Below are 552 nucleotides of genomic sequence, written 5' to 3'. Positions count from 1 at the left end.
TCCCACCGCAGGCCATCATTGATGGTAGCGTTCATGCGGGCCTCGACGTGGCGCTCGGCGATCTTCGCGAATGGCATGTGTTGCGGGCCTGGTGCAGATCCTGTTCGCACCATGCGACGGTAAAGCCTGCCGGGCTCATCGAACGCTATGGAAAAGGCGCTCTGTTCAGTTCGGTCGAGCGAGCGCTCTTCTGCACGAGTTGTGACAGGGGAGGGCCTGTCAGGCTGGAAATTCACAAGCTGCCACGCAATTGAGGGGCGAACGGATGCAAGACCTCATCGAATTCGTCCAGGCCCACTCGGCACTGGTTGGACAATCCTATCGCATCGTCGCCGATCAGCGGCCGGACTGTCGAGAACCGGGAATGCGAGCGATCTCCGCCGGTCGGCTTCGACGCAAAACATGCGGACCACCGCGGGCGGGGACAGTCGGTCCCGCATCCCGTCCTGCGGCCGGCGCTATGCTGACGCTCCTACGGCTGGCCCGTTCACCGCCCGCGGCGGGGGCGAATTTCCTCCGTCCTACGTGCGACAATGATCCGCGGTGCGGACG

At 63.8% G+C, this 552-nt stretch carries 1 pseudogene; it reads left to right on the top strand.

Annotated features, from left to right (window positions below):
- Window positions 1-254 (top strand): annotated as a pseudogene (locus tag AC1D0I_RS32930) (hypothetical protein); the annotation flags it as partial.
- Between the last annotated feature and the right edge of the window lie 298 nt (window positions 255-552).

The sequence above is a fragment of the Mesorhizobium sp. P2_D1 genome (genome assembly GCF_056404455.1).
The sequence above is the reverse complement of the archived record's forward strand: the minus strand, read 5'-3'. Positions and strand labels throughout refer to the sequence as shown.